A 17107-nucleotide genomic window follows, 5' to 3' on the forward strand; every position below is an offset into this window, starting at 1 on the left:
ATTGGGAATTGTATTTAAACAATCGTTCAGAAACACTCTAATAATCTATTTAGGTTTTTTAATTGGAGGTATTAATACTTTGGTGTTATACACACGATTTTTAGGAGATGAGTATTATGGATTAGCAACTTATGTTTTTTCAGCATCAAACTTAATTATGCCTATAACAGCCTTTGGAGTTCACTTTACGATTATCAAGTTTTTTTCTGGATATACTTCAAAAGTAGAAAAAGATAAATTTTTAAGCTCTATAATTTTTTTACCATTATTTATAGCGATTCCAATAGGATATTTTTGGAACTTCTTTCATAACTGGATTATGAATTATGTAGTAGCAAGTGGTTCTAATGAAAATTTAATAATTGAAGACTACACAATTTATATTTATATAATAGCGGTAGCTTGTGCTTATTTTGAAGTGTTTTACTCATGGGCAAGAGTGCAAATGCAATCGGTTTTTGGTAATGTTTTAAAAGAGCTATATAACAGAGTAGCAGTAATGGTTTTACTCTTGGCAGTGTATTTTCATTTGATTACCAAAGAAGAGTTTTTAATATATATGTCAGTAGCATATATATTAAGAGTACTGTTAATGGTGATATATGCTTTTCGTTTATATACACCAAAATTCACATTTAGCTTACCAAATAACTTTAAAGAAGTTTTACGATATACTTTTTATATCATTCTAGCCGGTAGTGCGGGAGCCATTATCCTAGATATAGATAAGGTAATGATACCAGGTAAAGAAGGCTTTGCTACAGCGGCATATTATACTGTAGCTGTGTTTATTGGATCGTTTATAGAAGCACCAAGTAGGGCAATGGGACAAATTTTACAACCATTAACTTCTAAGGCTATTAATGAAAATAATCCGAAGGAAACAGAAAATTTATATAAAAAGAGCTCTATTAACTTATTATTGATTGGAGGATTATTTTTTGTACTAGTGAATTGTAATGTAGAAGAATTATTTAGGTTAATGCCTAATGAAAATTATGGAGCAGGAGGAGTGTTAGTAGTATTACTAATTTCCTCTGCAAAACTGTTTTTAATGTTATTAGGAAGCAATGGCGCTATTATTAGTAACTCTAAGTTTTATCGCATAACCCTACCAGTAGGTTTAGGAATGGCTTTCTCGGTATATTTTTTAAACATTTACTTTTTTAATGATTTAGAAATGGGAACAAAGGGGTTAGCACTAGCAACACTTATCACAGTTTTGGTGTTTAATACTTTTAAACTGTGGTTTGTAAAAGAAAAGTTTAACATGACGCCTTTTACTAATAAAACACTTTTAATGATTGTTATCATTTTAATTATGTTTTTAGGATTCTATTTTTGGAATTTTTCAATACCTAAGTTTTATCTTTTTGACTTTCCAATTCACCCAATTGTAAACATTATTTTAAAAAGTGTATTAATTATAGCAATTTATGTTTTTGTAGTAGTAAAATTATCTATTTCTGAACAGATAAATAATTTAGTTAGAAGGTATATAAAATAAAAAGACCTGAACCACACAAAGGGAACAAGTCTTTTCTTAATAATAAGGGGGAATGAAACATTAAAAGGGGGAAATGCTTCGGCGACAAATATATATAAAATAAGCAAACTACCTCTTAATTTATGTTAAAAGATTATAGGTTATTTAATTTTTTCTTAATTCTGCTAAGTTGTACAGGAGAGATATTTAGATAAGAAGCAATATGTCGTTGTGTAATTAAATTATCTACATTAGGTATTTTTTCTTTTAAGGCTAGATATCTTTCTGTTGAAGTAAGTGTAGAAATATTTAAGAGTAAGTTTTCGGCTTTTAAATAGGCTCTCTCTAATGTCTTTATATAGAACAAACTAAACTCTTTGTGTTTTAACGTAAGTTCTATAAGTTTATTAAAGTCTCCTTTATAACCTGTTACTTTTGTTAAAGCTTGATAATTAACATCAGATGGTATTTTCTGCATCATAGCAGAACTAGAACCAGATATGTCTCCAGAAATAAAAAAAGCTCTAGTTGTTTCAGTTCCTTTTTCATTTAATAAATAAGACCGCATAATTCCTGTTTTGATTATAAAAAAATCATTAGGATATTCATCTTTTTTTGTGAAAATTTCATTGGGTTCTAGCTCTATAAAAGTAACTATACCTTCAAAAATAGAAATTAAATGATCAGGTAAATCAATAAAGAGGTGAACAAAGTTTTTTATATCATCATTCATAATTAACAAGTTATATGATAATAGTGAGGGTAATTTACTAAGTTAATAAAAAAACTTAAACTATATGAAGTAAAAAACAGACCTAACTTTAAGGGGAAATTAGGTCTGAAATATTTTAGGGGTTTGTAACTTGTTAATTACATTGACAAATGTAGAATAGTTTTATAGGATGACCATTAACATATGTTAATAAATAGAATTCTTTCTAATTCTACTAAGCTGAACTGGAGTAATATTAAGGTATGAGGCTATATGGTATTGATTAATAAGGTTGTCAATATTTGGGTAATTTTCTTGTAGTTTTTTATACCTCTGAGTAGCATCTAACATCTGTAATTCTAAAATTTTAGACACTTCTCTAATGTATATACTTTGTAGTATTTTGTAATGAAAAATTGAAATTTCATGGTACTCTAAGGAGAGGTTGTAAAAATTTTGATAGTTGCACTCTAAAACTTCACAATCAGTCAAACATTCATAAACTAATTCTGAAGGTTCATTTTTTATCAAAGCACTTAAGTTACCTGATGTAATTACTGGAGTGTAAAGAGTTTTTGTGTGTTCTTTACCTTTAACCCCAATGTTATAAGATCTTATAATGCCTTTTTTTAAGATATATATGTTTGTGGGTTTTTGACCTAAAGAAACTAATTCATAGCCTTTAGAGAACTTTTTAATAGTTAAAATATTAAAAAGTTTATTCAAAGCACCTTCAGATAAAGGGTGGAAATTCTGGGAAAAATCTCTAAAAAACTCCATAGATAAAATAATGAAAGAATGAAATAATTAGAGGGGACTATCTCAAATTTACATTAATTTTTTCTAAAAAGCTAATAGTGTTAGCTCCTTCCATAAAAAGTAAATCCAAAATAGATAAATTAGGTATAAACCCGTATTTGTCATCAAACATTTGAATATAAGAATCCATTTCTATTTCAATTCCTTTTTTAGCAATAGCTAAAGATCTAAAATCGGTACTTTCAGAGTTTATTTCATAGCTGGTTGTTTTAGTGAATTGTTGCTTAATTTGTAGAGCATCAGTTACAAATAAATGAGTATCAATATTTAAATCTTGTAAGAATTTATACTTTTTGTTGAAAATAGTAAGTAAATCATCTTCAAAAAATTCAAAAAAAGGAGAGGAGCGATAAGCTGACTGTAATGACTTAAAATGTTGCTGTTGCCACGGAAAATCATTTTCAACTAAAGTATCTTTCGTTTTTTTTCTACCTCCTTTTGTTTTATTTTTTACAGGAATATTTAAGGCAAGTTTACCATTAGCACCATAAATATAACAACGGTTACGGTAGGTTTGCTTTTGATAATTGTCTTCAACTTCAAAAGTAATAGAATCCGATTGATAGATTGCTGCATATTGCGAAATAGGAGCAAAGTACGTTGGGATAAAAAGTGACATTAGGCTTTCTTCTTTTTACTTTTTCTAAAGCTATACACAATATAGCCTCCAATTGATAATAAAACTAACCAAAGATAAGAAACTGGTTTACCACTACCGCCAACAGTTGTAAACATTCTGTCCCAACGAATAGAGTTTAGTTTAGCTATAAAACTAGGTGCATTGGCATCCCAACTTAACCAAATCATAACAGGTTTACCAACTACATGATCAAAAGGCACGTATCCCCAATTTCTAGCATCTAATGATCGTTGACGATTGTCTCCCATCATCCAGTAATAATCTTGCTTAAAAGTATATTCTTTTGCCTTTTTACCATTGATGTAGATATGATTTCCAAAGATTGTTAAGTTGTTATTCTCATATCTACGAATAATCTGCTCGTAAAACGGAATGGTTGCAGCATTTAACTCAACAGTTACTCCTTCTTTTGGAATGTATATAGGTCCAAAATTATCAGTAGACCAAGCATATCTTGGGTCGTGAGGAAAAACAGATTTATCATAAGTCCCTTTTGGAGTTAAGTGTTTTTCAATGTTTTTTACAATTGGGTTTTTAGCTATTAAAGCAGCCTCTTCATCAGTTAAGTTCAATACATATTTATCACCTTGCATTCCCCATTCTCTGATGTTGTATCTCTTTACTGCGCCTTCACTAAACTTTTCACCGTTAGTGTCTACAATATGTAGCCATTGTGGTTTTGCTCTATCAGGTAATACAGTTCTCTTTCCATTAATAAATACATAACCATCACGCACTTCTAAGGTATCACCAGGGGTACCTACTGCACGTTTTACGTAGTTTGTACGTTTATCAATTGGTTTATAGGTAAATTTCCCAGAGTTATCTCCCCACATCGTAGCAAGAGAATCTGAAGGCCAACTAAAAACAACAATATCATTTCGTTTAATTTTTTGAAAGCCAGGAACACGCATGTAAGGTAAAGATAGCTTGTTTAGTAAACCATCTTTATTTTTATCGTCAGATAAAAATGATTTTGTACCTAACACAGGAATAGTATCATGTGCCATAGGTGCTGCGATTGTAGTCATAGGAACACGTGCACCGTAATGAAATTTACTTACAAACAAGTAATCACCAACCAATAAGGTTTTTTCTAAAGAAGATGTAGGAATGGTATATGGTTGCATAAAGTAAGTATGCACTAAAGTAGCAGCAATAATAGCAAAAGCAATAGAACTTACCCATTCACCCAAAGGAGACCTAGGTTTTAAACTTCTGTTTTCTATATGCTCTGCCTTCGTAAAATAGTTAATATAATAGATGTATAGCCCTAAGGTTAGAATTGCTAAAATAGTATCAGGTCTTTTATTAAAACCAAAGCTTCTACAAGTTTCAACCCAAATTATAGGAAACATTAATAGGTTTACTATAGGAATGAATAATAAAATTACCCACCATTTTGGACGATTTATTATTTGCATTAATACTATAGCATTATATACAGGTACTGCTGCTTCCCAAGCTTTTCTACCAGCTCTAGTATATAACTTCCAAGTACCTAAAAAATGAATAACTTGTATGAATAAAAAGAATAAAAACCATTCAGTAAATGTCATAATCTATATGTTTTGTATTTCCTTTTAAGGAATAAAATTCAATATTATTTGTGTGTTTTTAGAGTTTTTTGTTACGCTATTAACCTAAGTTTAACACATCTCTCATCGTAAAAACACCTGTCTTGTCTTTCTTCAACCATTCAGCAGCAATAACAGCTCCTAAAGCAAATCCTTGACGGTTATGAGCAGTATGCTTAATATCAATAGTATCTACTTCAGAATTATAAGTTACAGTATGAGTACCAGGAACATCTGGAGTTCTAATAGCTGTTATAGAAATATTGTCTTCTGATGTTTTCTGATCTAATTCCCAAGCTTTTTTATTTGTGCCTTCAATAACACCTTCTGCTAAGGTAATTGCGGTACCACTTGGAGCATCTAGCTTTTTAGTATGATGAATCTCTTCAATAGAAACATTATATTGCTCTAGAGTACTCATCATTTTAGCAAGTTGCTTGTTTAGCTCAAAGAAAACATTAACACCTAAACTAAAGTTAGAGGCGTAGATAAAAGCACCTTTCTTTTCATTACATAAATCAACAATATCGTTGTATTTATCTAACCAACCTGTGGTTCCTGAAATAACAGGAACATTATTGTTAATACAAGTACTAATATTGTTGTATGCTGAAGAAGGAATACTGAAGTCAATCGCAACATCAGCTTTGGTAATGTCGTATGCTTCTTTCCCTGAGGTTTTTATAATAATTTCATGTCCTCTTTGTAAAGCAATTTTTTCAATTTCTTTACCCATTCTACCATAACCAAGTAAGGCTATTTTCATCTTAAAAAGAATATTTAAATGTTAAACCAACTTTCGGTGCTTCAATAAATAAAGGATCGGGAGTTATTACTGGTTTTATAGATAAACTGTCATCTGTGTCAAACTGTAGTAAGTGTGCGTTAACACTAGCTTCAACAATTTGTAAAACGTATAAAAGCACACCAGTTAATAACGATAAATCTCTATTTTTACGTAAGGTTTTTTGAGCGCTTTCTAAACCAGCTGTAGAGATAAGAACAGTTCCATCATCTCTGGTAAATTCATCTTTCAATCCTTGTTTACGAAGCTTAAAAGCCGTTCTATATCGATCGTATTGATTACTGTTGTCAAAATAAAAATAAGCACTAGCACCCATTGCTCCCCATACTATAGGAGCTTTCCAATACTTACCATTATAAATTTGTCCCCCTCCAGGAAAAATAGCTGAATAAAATGCTGCTTTAGAAGGCGATAAAGGGTTGTATTTGTCGCTAGTTAATTGAAGCTGTTTTGCCCTAACGGCAATAGAATCTTTTTGAGCAAAGGTGTTTTGAAACAAAAAAAGACTAAAAAAAGCGAATATGATTATACGTACGTTCAATTACTTTAATAAGTTTTTAATACGATTAAAATCTTCTTCTGAATGAAAAGGAATAGAAATTTTACCTTTTCCACGATTATTTACAGAAACATCAATCTTATGACCAAAATAATCACTGATATCTTTAACGCTTTCAGAAATATAATTAGGTAAAGTTTTCTTTTTTACTGCTTTAGCAACTTTACCAGCTTTTAGATTTTTTACTAGTTCTTCAGTTTGACGTACTGATAGTTTATCACGAACAATTTTCTCATAAATGTTTAATTGATCAGAATTACTATCAACGTTAATCAAAGCACGACCGTGTCCCATTGAAATAAATCCGTCACGCATTCCTGTTTGAATAATTGGGTCTAATTTCAATAAACGTAAATAGTTGGTAACAGTAGAACGCTTTTTACCTACACGAGTACTCAATTCTTCTTGTGTAAGTTGAATTTCATCAATTAAACGTTGATAAGAAAGTGCAACTTCAATCGGGTCTAAATTTTTACGTTGGATGTTTTCAACCAACGCCATTTCTAACATTTCCTGATCGTTAGCCAAACGAATATATGCAGGAACAGTTTTGTTACCAATAAGTTTAGAAGCTCTAAAACGACGTTCTCCAGAAACTAATTGAAATTTATCACTAGAAAGTTTACGGACAGTAATAGGCTGAATAACACCTAATTCTTTAATAGAACTAGCTAATTCGCGCAACGCTTCTTCATCAAAATAAGTTCTAGGTTGATACGGGTTTACATCTATCGAATTTATATCGATTTCAAGAATGTTTCCTACTAACTTATCTGCATTTTTGTCTTCTGCTGAATTTACTTCTGCAGTTTCTTTTAACAATGCTGATAAACCTCTACCTAAAGCTTGTTTTTTTGTTGCTTTTGCCATTTACAGTAATTATGCGTTTTTAGTTAAAATTTCGTTCGCCAAATTTAAGTAATTTACGGCACCTTTACTCGTTGCATCGTATGAAATTATACTTTCTCCATAACTTGGTGCTTCACTTAAACGGATATTTCTGTGTACGATTGTTTCAAAAACCATAGAACTGAAGTGTTTACGTACTTCGTCTACAACTTGGTTTGATAAACGTAAACGAGAATCGAACATGGTTAATAATAAACCTTCAATTTCTAATTCTTGATTGTGTATTTTCTGAACACTTTTAATAGTGTTTAATAGTTTTCCTAAACCCTCTAAAGCAAAGTATTCACATTGAATAGGTATAACAACAGAGTCTGCCGCTACAAGCGAGTTTAAGGTTATTAAACCTAAAGATGGAGCACAATCAATTAAAATAAAATCGTAATCATCTTTAATATCTTCTAACGCTTTTTTTAACATGTATTCGCGTTGTTGCTTGTCAACTAATTCAATTTCAATAGCAACTAAATCTATATGAGCAGGGATTAAGTCAACGTTTGGAGAATCAGTTTTTAAAATAGTGTCCTTTGCAGGGATTGTGTGTTCTAAAACCTGATATGTTCCAATTTCTATACTTTCAACGTCTAAACCTAAACCAGAAGTAGCATTTGCTTGGGGGTCAGCATCAATTAATAATACTTTTTTTTCTAAAACACCTAAAGCCGCAGCTAAGTTTACAGATGTAGTAGTTTTACCTACGCCACCTTTTTGATTTGCAATTGCAATAATTCTACCCATTATAATTTATAAAGTTTGAAAGAGGTAAATTTACAATTATTTATCATTTTTGAAAGAGAAAGACGTTAATAAAATTACAAAAGCCACAGAGTTTTGATTCTGTGGCTTTTGTAATTTTGTATGTTGTGATTTTTTTATCCGTTTAACATCACAGGCATAACAAGCATAGTTACTAGTTCACCTTCTTCAGTTCCGTCAATTGGAGTTAAAATTCCAGCTCTATTTGGTAAACTCATTTCAATTAAAACATCGTTAGAGTTTAAGTTGTTTAACATTTCGCTTAAAAAACGAGAGTTAAACCCAATTTGCATATCATCTCCTTGATAATCACAGTTTAATCGCTCATCAGCTTTGTTAGAGTAATCTAAATCTTCTGCAGAAATATTCAACTCAGTCCCCGCCATTTTTAAACGAATTTGGTGTGTCGTTTTACTAGAGAAAATAGACACACGACGAACAGAGTTTAAGAAAGAAGCTCTATCTACTGTTAATTTATTTGGATTCTCTTTTGGTATAACAGCTTCATAATTAGGGTATTTACCGTCAATTAGTCGGCAAATTAATACTACGTTGTCAAAAGTAAACTTAGCATTGGTATCGTTATACTCAATAGTTACGTTATTTTCTGAACCTCCTAAAATACCCTTTAATAGGTTTAAAGGTTTTTTAGGCATGATAAACTCAGCTGACTTATCAGCAGTAATATCAGTACGGGTATATTTTACTAATTTATGAGCATCTGTAGCTACAAAAGTCAATTCTTTTGAGTTGAACTGAAAAAATACACCACTCATTACTGGACGTAAGTCATCGTTACCTGCAGCAAAAATAGTTTTAGATATCGCTGTAGCTAGAATGTTTGATGGAATTTCCGTACTACTTGGAGAAGGTAATTCTACAGCTTTAGGGAATTCGTCACCACTAAAATACGCCATGTCGTACTTTCCTTGCTCAGAAATAATTTCGATAGTATTGTCTCCTTCAACCTTAAAAGTAAGTGGCTGCTCAGGAAATGTTTTTAAAGTATCTAATAATAAACGAGCATTAATAGCAATCGCTCCAGTATCAGTACTTTCTACTTCAATAACTGATGACATAGTGGTCTCAAGGTCAGAAGCAGATATTTTTAATTCATTTTCAGATAGTTCAAATAAAAAGTTATCTAAAATTGGTAACGTGTTATTGCTATTTATAACTCCTCCTAAAACTTGTAGTTGTTTTAATAACTGTGAGCTAGATACGATAAATTTCATTTAGTAATTTTTCTATTTATTAGACTTACAAATATATCTTAATTTGATGATTTTAAAAATTATTTTTTTAAAGAGCACAATAAGCCTAATTAAATTGATAATTTAATTGTATTGTACCGTAAAAATTTCCTTTAGGAACACGTGAGCTTTTGAGTTTTTTAGTGTGATAATTGATGGCGTATCCAAAATTAAAACGATTACTAGTAAAACGAATTCCAAACTCTGTTGTAAACTTAAAAGGCTCTATTTCAAATGTAACTGGACTACCACCGTTTAAAAAACTTCCTTCAATAGTTGCGTCATAAGCAACATAGTGTAGCATTGGTTTTAGGTATAAAAAGACTTCAGCTTTATTCTCGAAGTTTGTATTCTGATTGTTTAAGTTTCCATGAAAAGCAATAGAATTTATAATACTTTCTATAGGTTTGAAACCAATACGAGTGTATAGACCGGTTGATAAATCAGTGTAAACAGTACCTAATCTGGCAGAGTTTGCCCAGTTAAGATCAAAAACATTGTCTTTAGCTATTTTTTTTATATAATCAACCTTTAAGTTAAGAGCAAATGCATCTTTTATCTGGTAATCCCACCCTGAGGCTTCGTTAAAACCATACATTTTATGAATAACATCTTGTAATTCTTTACTTAATGAAGAAGAACCAATAACTCCTATTTGTATAGACGTTTTTAAAATAGATTCATTTGAGTAAAACCTGTTTATACCAAAACTACCAAACAAATAACCAGCAAAAGGACGATCGTGCTCTTCAACGGTTTCTACTACAGCTTTATAAGGAGTGTACATATGGTGTCCTAATTGAATTTCATATGTTTTTTTTTCAATATTTTCAATTTGTTTTCTGCTTAAGAAACGATATGTTAAAAAGCCTCCATTAGTATAATAACGGTCTTGATAAGTAGAGGTGTATAAATCATTGTCATTTATAAAACTAAACTCTTTAGTGTATTTACGTTGTGAGAATGTATGAAGAGAAAATAAGATAAATAAAAGTAGTATATTTTTTTTCATAGCTGTAAATATCGTATTATTTTAGCACAACCTTGGTTAAATTATTAACAAGAATAACTAAATAAACTTATGAAAGAAAAACCTGAATTAACAATTGAAGACTTTGAAAGTGTTTCGACAAGTGAAGAATTGTTGGCTATTATTGAAAAAAAAGGAATTTCTATTACTAAGGTTAAAGTAAAGCTAGATTATGAAGAAGAATTGAGGAAGTTACAAATAGAATTAGTAAAACTTCAGCAGTGGATAGCAAAAAATAATAAGCGAGTTGCTGTAATCTTTGAAGGAAGAGATGCTGCAGGAAAAGGAGGGAGTATTCGACGTTTTATGGAGCATATGAATCCACGTTCTACTCGTTTAGTAGCTTTAAATAAGCCAACAGAAGTAGAAAAAGGGCAATGGTATTTTCAACGGTATATTAAAGAGCTTCCTAATCCAGGAGAAATTGTGTTTTTTGATCGTAGTTGGTATAATAGAGCAGTGGTTGAACCTGTGATGGGGTTTTGTAACGACGATCAGTACAAAAATTTTTTAGTTCAGGTGCCAGAATTTGAGCACATGCTATATGAAGATGGTGTTGTGGTTATAAAGTTTTGGTTGTCAATTTCAAAAGATGAGCAATTACGACGTTTCAATTCTCGAAATAACAATCCTTTAAAACGTTGGAAGTTCAGTCCTGTGGATAAAAGAGGTCAAGAATTATGGGATACATACAGTTATTATAAAAACGAAATGTTTAGTAAAACACATACCGCCTATAGTCCATGGATAGTAGTGAAAACAAACAATAAAAAAGAAGCTAGGATAGAGTGTATGCGTCATGTATTATCTCAGTTTGATTATAAAGGAAGAGAAGAAGTAAAAACGGTTTTAACACCAGACCCAAATATTGTAATGCGTTATTATCGTTCAGTAAAACATTTAGATTAAGAATGGAAAAGTTAACTCAAAGAGACGTAAATAAATTAAATACAACAAAAGGTTTAAAGGCTTTATTATCGAAATCTTTTAATTTAGAAAGAGCGATTAGATATGTTGATTATGAGAGAAAATTAAAAAAATTACAAGTTGAAATAATTCGTTTACAAGCTTGGGCGATTCAAGAAAATGAACGAATTATTATAATTTTTGAAGGAAGAGATGCTGCAGGAAAAGGTGGTGCAATACGTAGAATTACAGAACGTATCAATCCCCGTCATATGAGAATTGTAGCGCTTCCAAAACCTAATGAAGATCAAAAAACACAATGGTATTTTCAGCGATATGTAGAGCAATTTCCTAAAGCAGGAGAAATTGTGTTTTTTGATCGTAGTTGGTATAATCGTGCAGTAGTTGAGCCTGTAAATGGTTTTTGCACCCAAGAGGAATATGAGATTTTCATGAACCAAGTAAACGATTTTGAGCGCATGATTCTAGAGTCAGGTATTCGTTTGGTAAAAATTTATATGTCTATCAATAAAAAAGAACAATCGAAACGATTTAGCGATATAAAGAACAATCCATTAAAACAATGGAAAATGACACCTGTAGATGAAAAGGCACAGGAACTTTGGGATGATTATACAGAGTATAAAAAAGCAATGTTCTCTAAAACAAATACAGAAATATCTCCTTGGAAAGTTATTCGAGCTAATAGAAAAACACAAGCAAGGATAAATGTAATTAATTATATTTTAGAAAGAATACCTTACGATAAAAGTATAGAGGTATAACTAAGGTAATCTTTGCTGAATTTTTTCAAAGATAAAAAACAATTCACCAGCAATTTGTTTACTTGTTTGAAGATAAGTGTCTTCAGTTAACTCAGTATTATCTGATGTTTTAGGGTCTTTATAAGGTAAATGAAAACGCTCGATAGCATCAGGAATAAACGGACAATTTTGATCAGCACTATTACAAGTAGTAATTGCAATAAAAGGAAAGCTATTTTGAGGATGATCATACAGTTTTGAAAAGCCTAAAATAGATTTTTTAGTTCCGTTAAAAGAAACCAGGTATCTAGGGTTTTGGTGAGAAAAATCAACAACACTAAAAATAAAGCCAGTTTTTTGTAGACATTTAACTGTATTTCTGTGAAATGAAGTAGTTTCTGTTCCGCCAGAATAGGTAAACATATTCTTTAAATTAAAGTATTCAATAGCAAAGAAGCTCCATACCTGTGTAAATTGACTTCTACGAGAATTATGAGTACAAATAAAATTTAAATTTATTTTTTCTCTATCAAGATACTCTTCAAAAATAGTATCAGCTATTTTAAGTAATAAGTCTTTGCGGTCTTCAGTAAGAATTAATTCTTTTCTTGCTTCTTCAAAGAAAATTTTTGTATTGATATTCTTAGTGTTTATCATTTATTTGCAGTTCTTTTGCAGAGTGAAATTATTTGCAAAAATACAAGCTAATGCCCTTTTAGCTAATTAAATAAAGGTTAAGAATGTGTTTAGAAATAGGAAATAAAGTGGCTGTAATAGATGCTAATATTAGAGGAGTAGTGGTGAGATTAAGTGGAGATGATGTTTTTATATTAGATAATGAAAGTATGGAGTATTGTTTTACGAAAAAAGAATTAGTGAAAGTTGAAGTAGATCAAAATGAGCTAAGTAAATACTCTGATATCAATAATCCAATGCTGAAAGCTAAAATTCAATCAAAAGAAAGGAAGAAGAAAACATCTTTTGTAAAAGATAAAAAAGAAATAGTAATGGAAGTAGATTTACATGCTGAAAAGTTGTTGAAATCTACAAGAGGAATGGATAATTTTGATATTTTATCATTACAAATTAATACAGCAAAACATAAATTAGAATACTGTATATCTAAAAGAATATCAAAACTAGTTTTAATACATGGAGTAGGAGATGGAGTTTTAAAAACAGAGTTGAAATACTTGTTAAATAATTATCCAGTTAAGTATTACGATGCTTCTTATCAAAAATATGGTCAAGGGGCTACGGAAGTGTATGTTTTTCAAAATGAATAATTTATTTACAAAAAGCCTAATAAATCTAACTATCAACTAGAAAATCTTACTTTTGCGTTATGAATTCTGTTTACTTAGACAATGCCGCAACAACACCTATGTTGCCTGAAGTTATTGAAGCTGTTCAACAGTCAATGCAAACCAATTTTGGTAACCCTTCATCTATACATCAATACGGTAGAAAAGCTAAAGCTGCAGTTGAAACAGCTAGGAAAAACATAGCAAAACATTTTAATGTGTCTTCAAGTGAAATCATTTTTACAGCAGGAGGAACTGAAGCAGATAACTTAATTTTATTTAATGCAGTTTTAAACTTAGGAGTAGAAAGAATAATAACTTCTAAGATAGAACATCATGCAGTTTTAAATACGGTACAGTTTTTAGAAAAAAAACATAAAATAACTGTTGATTATGTTAGGGTAAATGAAAACGGAGCTGTTCTAACAGAGAGTCTAGGGGGCTTACTAAGTGAATCAAAGAAAAAAACTTTGGTGAGTTTAATGTATGTGAATAATGAGATTGGTAATTTATTGCCAATTGATGATGTAGCGGCGTTATGTAAAGAACACAATGCTTATTTTCATTCAGATACTGTACAAGCCATAGGACACTATGCCATTGATTTACAAAAAACATCAATAGATTTTATTGCAGCAAGCGCACATAAGTTTCATGGTCCTAAAGGAGTAGGTTTTGCTTATTTTAAAAAAGGAATTGGAATACTTCCTATGTTACATGGAGGAGAGCAAGAAAAAGGAGCAAGATCGAGTACTGAAAATGTACACTCAATTGTTGGTATGGAAAAAGCACTAGCTATAGCTTGTGAAAATTTAAGAGAAGACAAGGAATATATTGTAAGATTAAAAAAGTATTTTGTAAAAAAAATAAAAGAATTAATCCCCAACATTAAGATTAACGGAGAATCGATAGAAGAAACAAGTTATACAATACTAAACTTACGGTTTCCTATAGAAGATAAAATGTTGTTATTTAATTTAGATTTATCTGGAATAGCTGTATCTGGAGGTAGTGCTTGTCAAAGTGGAAGCAGTAAAGGGTCTCATGTGTTGCGAGGTTTTTTAGATGAAGAAGAAGAAAAGAAAACATCTGTACGGTTTTCTTTTAGTAAATTAAATACAATTGATGAAGTTGATTATGTGCTGAATCAGTTTAAAAAAGTACTGAAAAATAAATAAAAGCTTTTTTAATATGTTTTAAGGGGGTTTTGTTTGTTTGGTTAAAAAGGTAGTGATAAGAAAGGTAAAAGTTAAATAACGAGCTTTTAAAGGTTGTTTTTAAATAGTTTTTATTGATTGCAAAGGTGTATGGTATTTTTTTTTATTATAAAGTGACTTAAACTGTTAATTTTACGTCTAATATTTTAGTGAAAGTAAAAATAGTTTACTTTTGCACACTGAAAATATTTAGAAGCCCCCCACAAGAAATAAGTTGTAAAACAGCAACTTAACATTTTTTTTGTGTGGGGTTTTTTACATCCCACCGTATTGTTTATTAAAAAAATAAAAAGCCTTGAAGAATTTTAAGGCACAACATTGTATATAAAATAAAATGTATTAATATGGAGGAAAACTACGTTTCTAAAATCAGTACATATAAGAAAGTTTTCTTTTTTGTGTTAACGGTTTTTTTGTCAGCTAAATCTTTTGCACAAACGTATAATATTGGAGATACGGATGTAAATGGAAAAACTATAACTACTTGTTCAGGTACTTTTACGGATTCAGGAGGTGCTTTTGGGGATTATGGAAATGGTGAAAGTAACTCCGTTACATTTACTTCAGGTAATGGAGGGAATTTAGTATTTGATTTTAGTAGTCAGTTTGCCATTGAAAATAATGGAGGTAATAATTGCTGGGATACATTAACAATATATGATGGAGAAAATGCAAGTGCTACTAAAATAGGTGATTTTTGTAGCAACAATGCTCCAACAGTTATAACTTCTTCGGGAACGTCACTTCATTTTGTGTTTAATTCGGATGGTTCTATAATGAGAGGAGGGTGGAATGCCTCAATTTCATGTACTGCACCAATAGATTTATGTGACCCAGTAGCTTCAGGAAACCCTGATACTGATGGAGATGGAGTGTCAGATATTTGTGATTTAGATGATGATAATGATGGGATTTTAGATATTGATGAAAGACCATGTTATGCTTTTTCAGAAAATTTTGGTACAGGGTCAGGTAGCCCTTCATCAAACCACGCTAACGTTCCTAGTGGAAGTGTTGATAATATTATGGTAGGAACGAATGCAGATGCTGGTGGTAGAACTTGGTTTCAATCAAATTCAGGAGCTGATGCAACAGGAAATCCAGAAGGAAAGTATTTAGGACTAGATAATCCTAATGGATCTTCCCCGGTATTAATTTATCAAGAAACTATTACAGTTTTACCAAATGAGGAATATTCTTACAGTTTCTTTGCAGCAGCGGCAAGGGAAGAGAGTGCAGGTCCCACAAGTGGTTATCCCGATGTAAGAATGCAAATAAAAGATGGTTCAGGGAATATTTTACAGATAATTGATACAGGAACGTTAACACTATCTTGGCAACGATTTGAATTTTTATTTACTTCTACAACAACAGCAGTAACAGTTGAAATTTATAATAATAATAATAGTGATGCATATAATACATTATTATTAGATGAAATTTTCATTTCTTTAATTTCTTGTGATTCAGATGGAGACGGTATTCCTGATTATCTAGATTTAGATAGTGATAATGATGGGTGTTACGATGCTATTGAGGGTGATGAAAATGTTACAACAAATCAATTGGATGTAAATGGAAGAATCGTAGGAGGAGTTGATGAATATGGAGTACCTAATCTTGTGAACGCTACAGGTACAGCAGATGGATCTAATAATGATCAAGGTCAGGGTGCAGGAACAAGTGCTGCAGTAAATACAGATGCTGTACCAACTTTAATAATAACGAACCCAGCATCAGTATGTAGCCCTTCTACAGTAGATTTAGCAGCAAGTGATATAACTGACGGAGCCAATGGAAGTAGTACATCAGGAACATTAACATATTGGACAGACGCTACAGCAACTACCTCTTTAACAAATTATAATGCAGTTGCTTCAAGTGGAACATATTATATAAAATTAACATCAGTTAGTGGTTGTTATGAAATAGAACCTGTCGTAGTAACTATAAATGATTTACCAAGTGAGGCTACAGTAAGTTCAAATAGTCCAATATGTCCTAGTGAAGATGCAGTGTTTGTTATTAATGGTAATGCGGGAAATAATGTAACATACAATATAAACGGTTTAGGTTCAACAACAGTGCTAATTGGTGTAGGAGGAACAGTTGATGTAACTGTAAATGCAGTAACATCTGATACAACTATTAATTTAACAAATGTGAGTGACGGTACATGTGATCGTGCACTATCTGTAAGTCAAACAGTAAAAGTAAATGATACCACCGCACCAGTAGCAGATACAGCGAGCTTATCAGATGTGACAGCAGAATGTGAAGTAACAAGTTTAACAGTACCAACAGCAACGGATAACTGTGGAGGCAGTGTAACAGTAACAAACGATGCAAGCTTACCAATCACGACTCAAGGAA

The 17107-nt window shown here is 31.1% G+C and carries 17 protein-coding genes; 6 read left to right on the plus strand and 11 right to left on the minus strand.

Annotation, left to right across the window (positions count from 1 at the left end; genetic code table 11):
- The first annotated feature begins 1 nt into the window (after nt 1).
- On the plus strand, nt 2–1507 hold the full coding sequence (locus ACQYZ7_RS07180; RefSeq protein ID WP_430729089.1) for a lipopolysaccharide biosynthesis protein: 1506 nt from the start codon (nt 2–4) through the stop codon (nt 1505–1507).
- Nucleotides 1508–1640: 133 nt separating this feature from the next.
- Here the strand turns inward: ACQYZ7_RS07180 and ACQYZ7_RS07185 are convergent, their stop codons facing one another.
- The 10 genes from ACQYZ7_RS07185 to ACQYZ7_RS07230 all read right to left on the minus strand — a co-directional run bounded on the left by ACQYZ7_RS07185 (nt 1641) and on the right by ACQYZ7_RS07230 (nt 10525).
- Nucleotides 1641–2219, minus strand: coding sequence for a Crp/Fnr family transcriptional regulator (locus ACQYZ7_RS07185; RefSeq protein WP_430729090.1), 579 nt, complete (start codon nt 2217–2219; stop codon nt 1641–1643).
- 186 nt (nt 2220–2405) lie between these two features.
- Nucleotides 2406–2978 carry a Crp/Fnr family transcriptional regulator gene (locus tag ACQYZ7_RS07190; RefSeq protein WP_430729091.1) on the minus strand — a complete coding sequence of 191 codons (573 nt, stop codon included), beginning with the start codon at nt 2976–2978 and terminating at the stop codon, nt 2406–2408.
- Nucleotides 2979–3015: 37 nt separating this feature from the next.
- Nucleotides 3016–3636: a WbqC family protein gene (locus tag ACQYZ7_RS07195; RefSeq protein WP_430729092.1), complete on the minus strand. Its 621-nt coding sequence runs from the start codon at nt 3634–3636 to the stop codon at nt 3016–3018.
- Entirely contained in the window at nt 3636–5216 is a 1581-nt protein-coding gene (gene lepB, locus ACQYZ7_RS07200; RefSeq protein ID WP_430729093.1) for a signal peptidase I, read from the minus strand. Before lepB ends, ACQYZ7_RS07195 begins: the two co-directional genes overlap by 1 nt.
- A 79-nt stretch (nt 5217–5295) precedes the next feature.
- Nucleotides 5296–6000, minus strand: coding sequence for a 4-hydroxy-tetrahydrodipicolinate reductase (dapB, locus tag ACQYZ7_RS07205; protein WP_430729094.1), 705 nt, complete (start codon nt 5998–6000; stop codon nt 5296–5298).
- Between the two features lies 1 nt (nt 6001).
- Nucleotides 6002–6580, minus strand: coding sequence for a DUF5683 domain-containing protein (locus ACQYZ7_RS07210; RefSeq protein ID WP_430729095.1), 579 nt, complete (start codon nt 6578–6580; stop codon nt 6002–6004).
- Nucleotides 6581–7468, minus strand: coding sequence for a ParB/RepB/Spo0J family partition protein (locus ACQYZ7_RS07215; protein ID WP_430729096.1), 888 nt, complete (start codon nt 7466–7468; stop codon nt 6581–6583).
- 9 nt (nt 7469–7477) lie between these two features.
- Nucleotides 7478–8242 carry a ParA family protein gene (locus ACQYZ7_RS07220; protein ID WP_430729097.1) on the minus strand — a complete coding sequence of 255 codons (765 nt, stop codon included), beginning with the start codon at nt 8240–8242 and terminating at the stop codon, nt 7478–7480.
- 134 nt (nt 8243–8376) lie between these two features.
- On the minus strand, nt 8377–9495 hold the full coding sequence (dnaN, locus tag ACQYZ7_RS07225) for a DNA polymerase III subunit beta (RefSeq protein WP_115900742.1): 1119 nt from the start codon (nt 9493–9495) through the stop codon (nt 8377–8379).
- An 85-nt stretch (nt 9496–9580) separates the two neighbouring features.
- Nucleotides 9581–10525: a lipid A deacylase LpxR family protein gene (locus ACQYZ7_RS07230; protein ID WP_430729098.1), complete on the minus strand. Its 945-nt coding sequence runs from the start codon at nt 10523–10525 to the stop codon at nt 9581–9583.
- 69 nt (nt 10526–10594) lie between these two features.
- On the opposite strand from ACQYZ7_RS07230, the gene ppk2 (ACQYZ7_RS07235) reads away from it, so the two are divergent.
- A complete protein-coding gene (gene ppk2, locus ACQYZ7_RS07235) occupies nt 10595–11452 on the plus strand; it encodes a polyphosphate kinase 2 (RefSeq protein WP_430729099.1) in 858 nt (285 codons plus the stop codon).
- 2 nt (nt 11453–11454) lie between these two features.
- The gene (gene ppk2 / locus ACQYZ7_RS07240) at nt 11455–12234 is read left to right on the plus strand and encodes a polyphosphate kinase 2 (RefSeq protein WP_430729100.1); all 780 of its coding nucleotides are present in this window, start codon (nt 11455–11457) and stop codon (nt 12232–12234) included.
- Here the strand turns inward: ppk2 (ACQYZ7_RS07240) and ACQYZ7_RS07245 are convergent, their stop codons facing one another.
- Entirely contained in the window at nt 12235–12870 is a 636-nt protein-coding gene (locus tag ACQYZ7_RS07245) for a hypothetical protein (protein WP_430729101.1), read from the minus strand.
- 83 nt (nt 12871–12953) lie between these two features.
- Between ACQYZ7_RS07245 and ACQYZ7_RS07250 the strand changes: the two genes are divergently transcribed.
- The 3 genes from ACQYZ7_RS07250 to ACQYZ7_RS07260 all read left to right on the plus strand — a co-directional run.
- The gene (locus ACQYZ7_RS07250; protein ID WP_430729102.1) at nt 12954–13499 is read left to right on the plus strand and encodes a Smr/MutS family protein; all 546 of its coding nucleotides are present in this window, start codon (nt 12954–12956) and stop codon (nt 13497–13499) included.
- A gap of 59 nt (nt 13500–13558) precedes the next feature.
- Complete coding sequence (locus ACQYZ7_RS07255; protein ID WP_430729103.1) at nt 13559–14695, plus strand: cysteine desulfurase family protein; 1137 nt, start codon at nt 13559–13561, stop codon at nt 14693–14695.
- Between the two features lie 383 nt (nt 14696–15078).
- The coding region (locus ACQYZ7_RS07260) for a CUB domain-containing protein (RefSeq protein ID WP_430729104.1) at nt 15079–17107 on the plus strand (2029 nt) is incomplete at its 3' end.

The sequence above is a fragment of the Tenacibaculum sp. SDUM215027 genome (genome assembly GCF_050566205.1).
Lineage (GTDB): Bacteria > Bacteroidota > Bacteroidia > Flavobacteriales > Flavobacteriaceae > Polaribacter.

Bases quoted from the DNA above. Each gene is read 5' to 3' on its own strand.
- ACQYZ7_RS07185 (WP_430729090.1), bottom strand. From the start codon at position 2,219: ATGAATGATGATATAAAAAACTTTGTTCACCTCTTTATTGATTTACCT.
- ACQYZ7_RS07190 (WP_430729091.1), bottom strand. From the start codon at position 2,978: ATGGAGTTTTTTAGAGATTTTTCCCAGAATTTCCACCCTTTATCTGAA.
- ACQYZ7_RS07195 (WP_430729092.1), bottom strand. From the start codon at position 3,636: ATGTCACTTTTTATCCCAACGTACTTTGCTCCTATTTCGCAATATGCA.
- lepB (WP_430729093.1), bottom strand. From the start codon at position 5,216: ATGACATTTACTGAATGGTTTTTATTCTTTTTATTCATACAAGTTATT.
- dapB (WP_430729094.1), bottom strand. From the start codon at position 6,000: ATGAAAATAGCCTTACTTGGTTATGGTAGAATGGGTAAAGAAATTGAA.
- ACQYZ7_RS07215 (WP_430729096.1), bottom strand. From the start codon at position 7,468: ATGGCAAAAGCAACAAAAAAACAAGCTTTAGGTAGAGGTTTATCAGCA.
- ACQYZ7_RS07220 (WP_430729097.1), bottom strand. From the start codon at position 8,242: ATGGGTAGAATTATTGCAATTGCAAATCAAAAAGGTGGCGTAGGTAAA.
- dnaN (WP_115900742.1), bottom strand. From the start codon at position 9,495: ATGAAATTTATCGTATCTAGCTCACAGTTATTAAAACAACTACAAGTT.
- ACQYZ7_RS07230 (WP_430729098.1), bottom strand. From the start codon at position 10,525: ATGAAAAAAAATATACTACTTTTATTTATCTTATTTTCTCTTCATACA.
- ppk2 (WP_430729099.1), top strand. From the start codon at position 10,595: ATGAAAGAAAAACCTGAATTAACAATTGAAGACTTTGAAAGTGTTTCG.
- ppk2 (WP_430729100.1), top strand. From the start codon at position 11,455: ATGGAAAAGTTAACTCAAAGAGACGTAAATAAATTAAATACAACAAAA.
- ACQYZ7_RS07245 (WP_430729101.1), bottom strand. From the start codon at position 12,870: ATGATAAACACTAAGAATATCAATACAAAAATTTTCTTTGAAGAAGCA.
- ACQYZ7_RS07250 (WP_430729102.1), top strand. From the start codon at position 12,954: ATGTGTTTAGAAATAGGAAATAAAGTGGCTGTAATAGATGCTAATATT.
- ACQYZ7_RS07255 (WP_430729103.1), top strand. From the start codon at position 13,559: ATGAATTCTGTTTACTTAGACAATGCCGCAACAACACCTATGTTGCCT.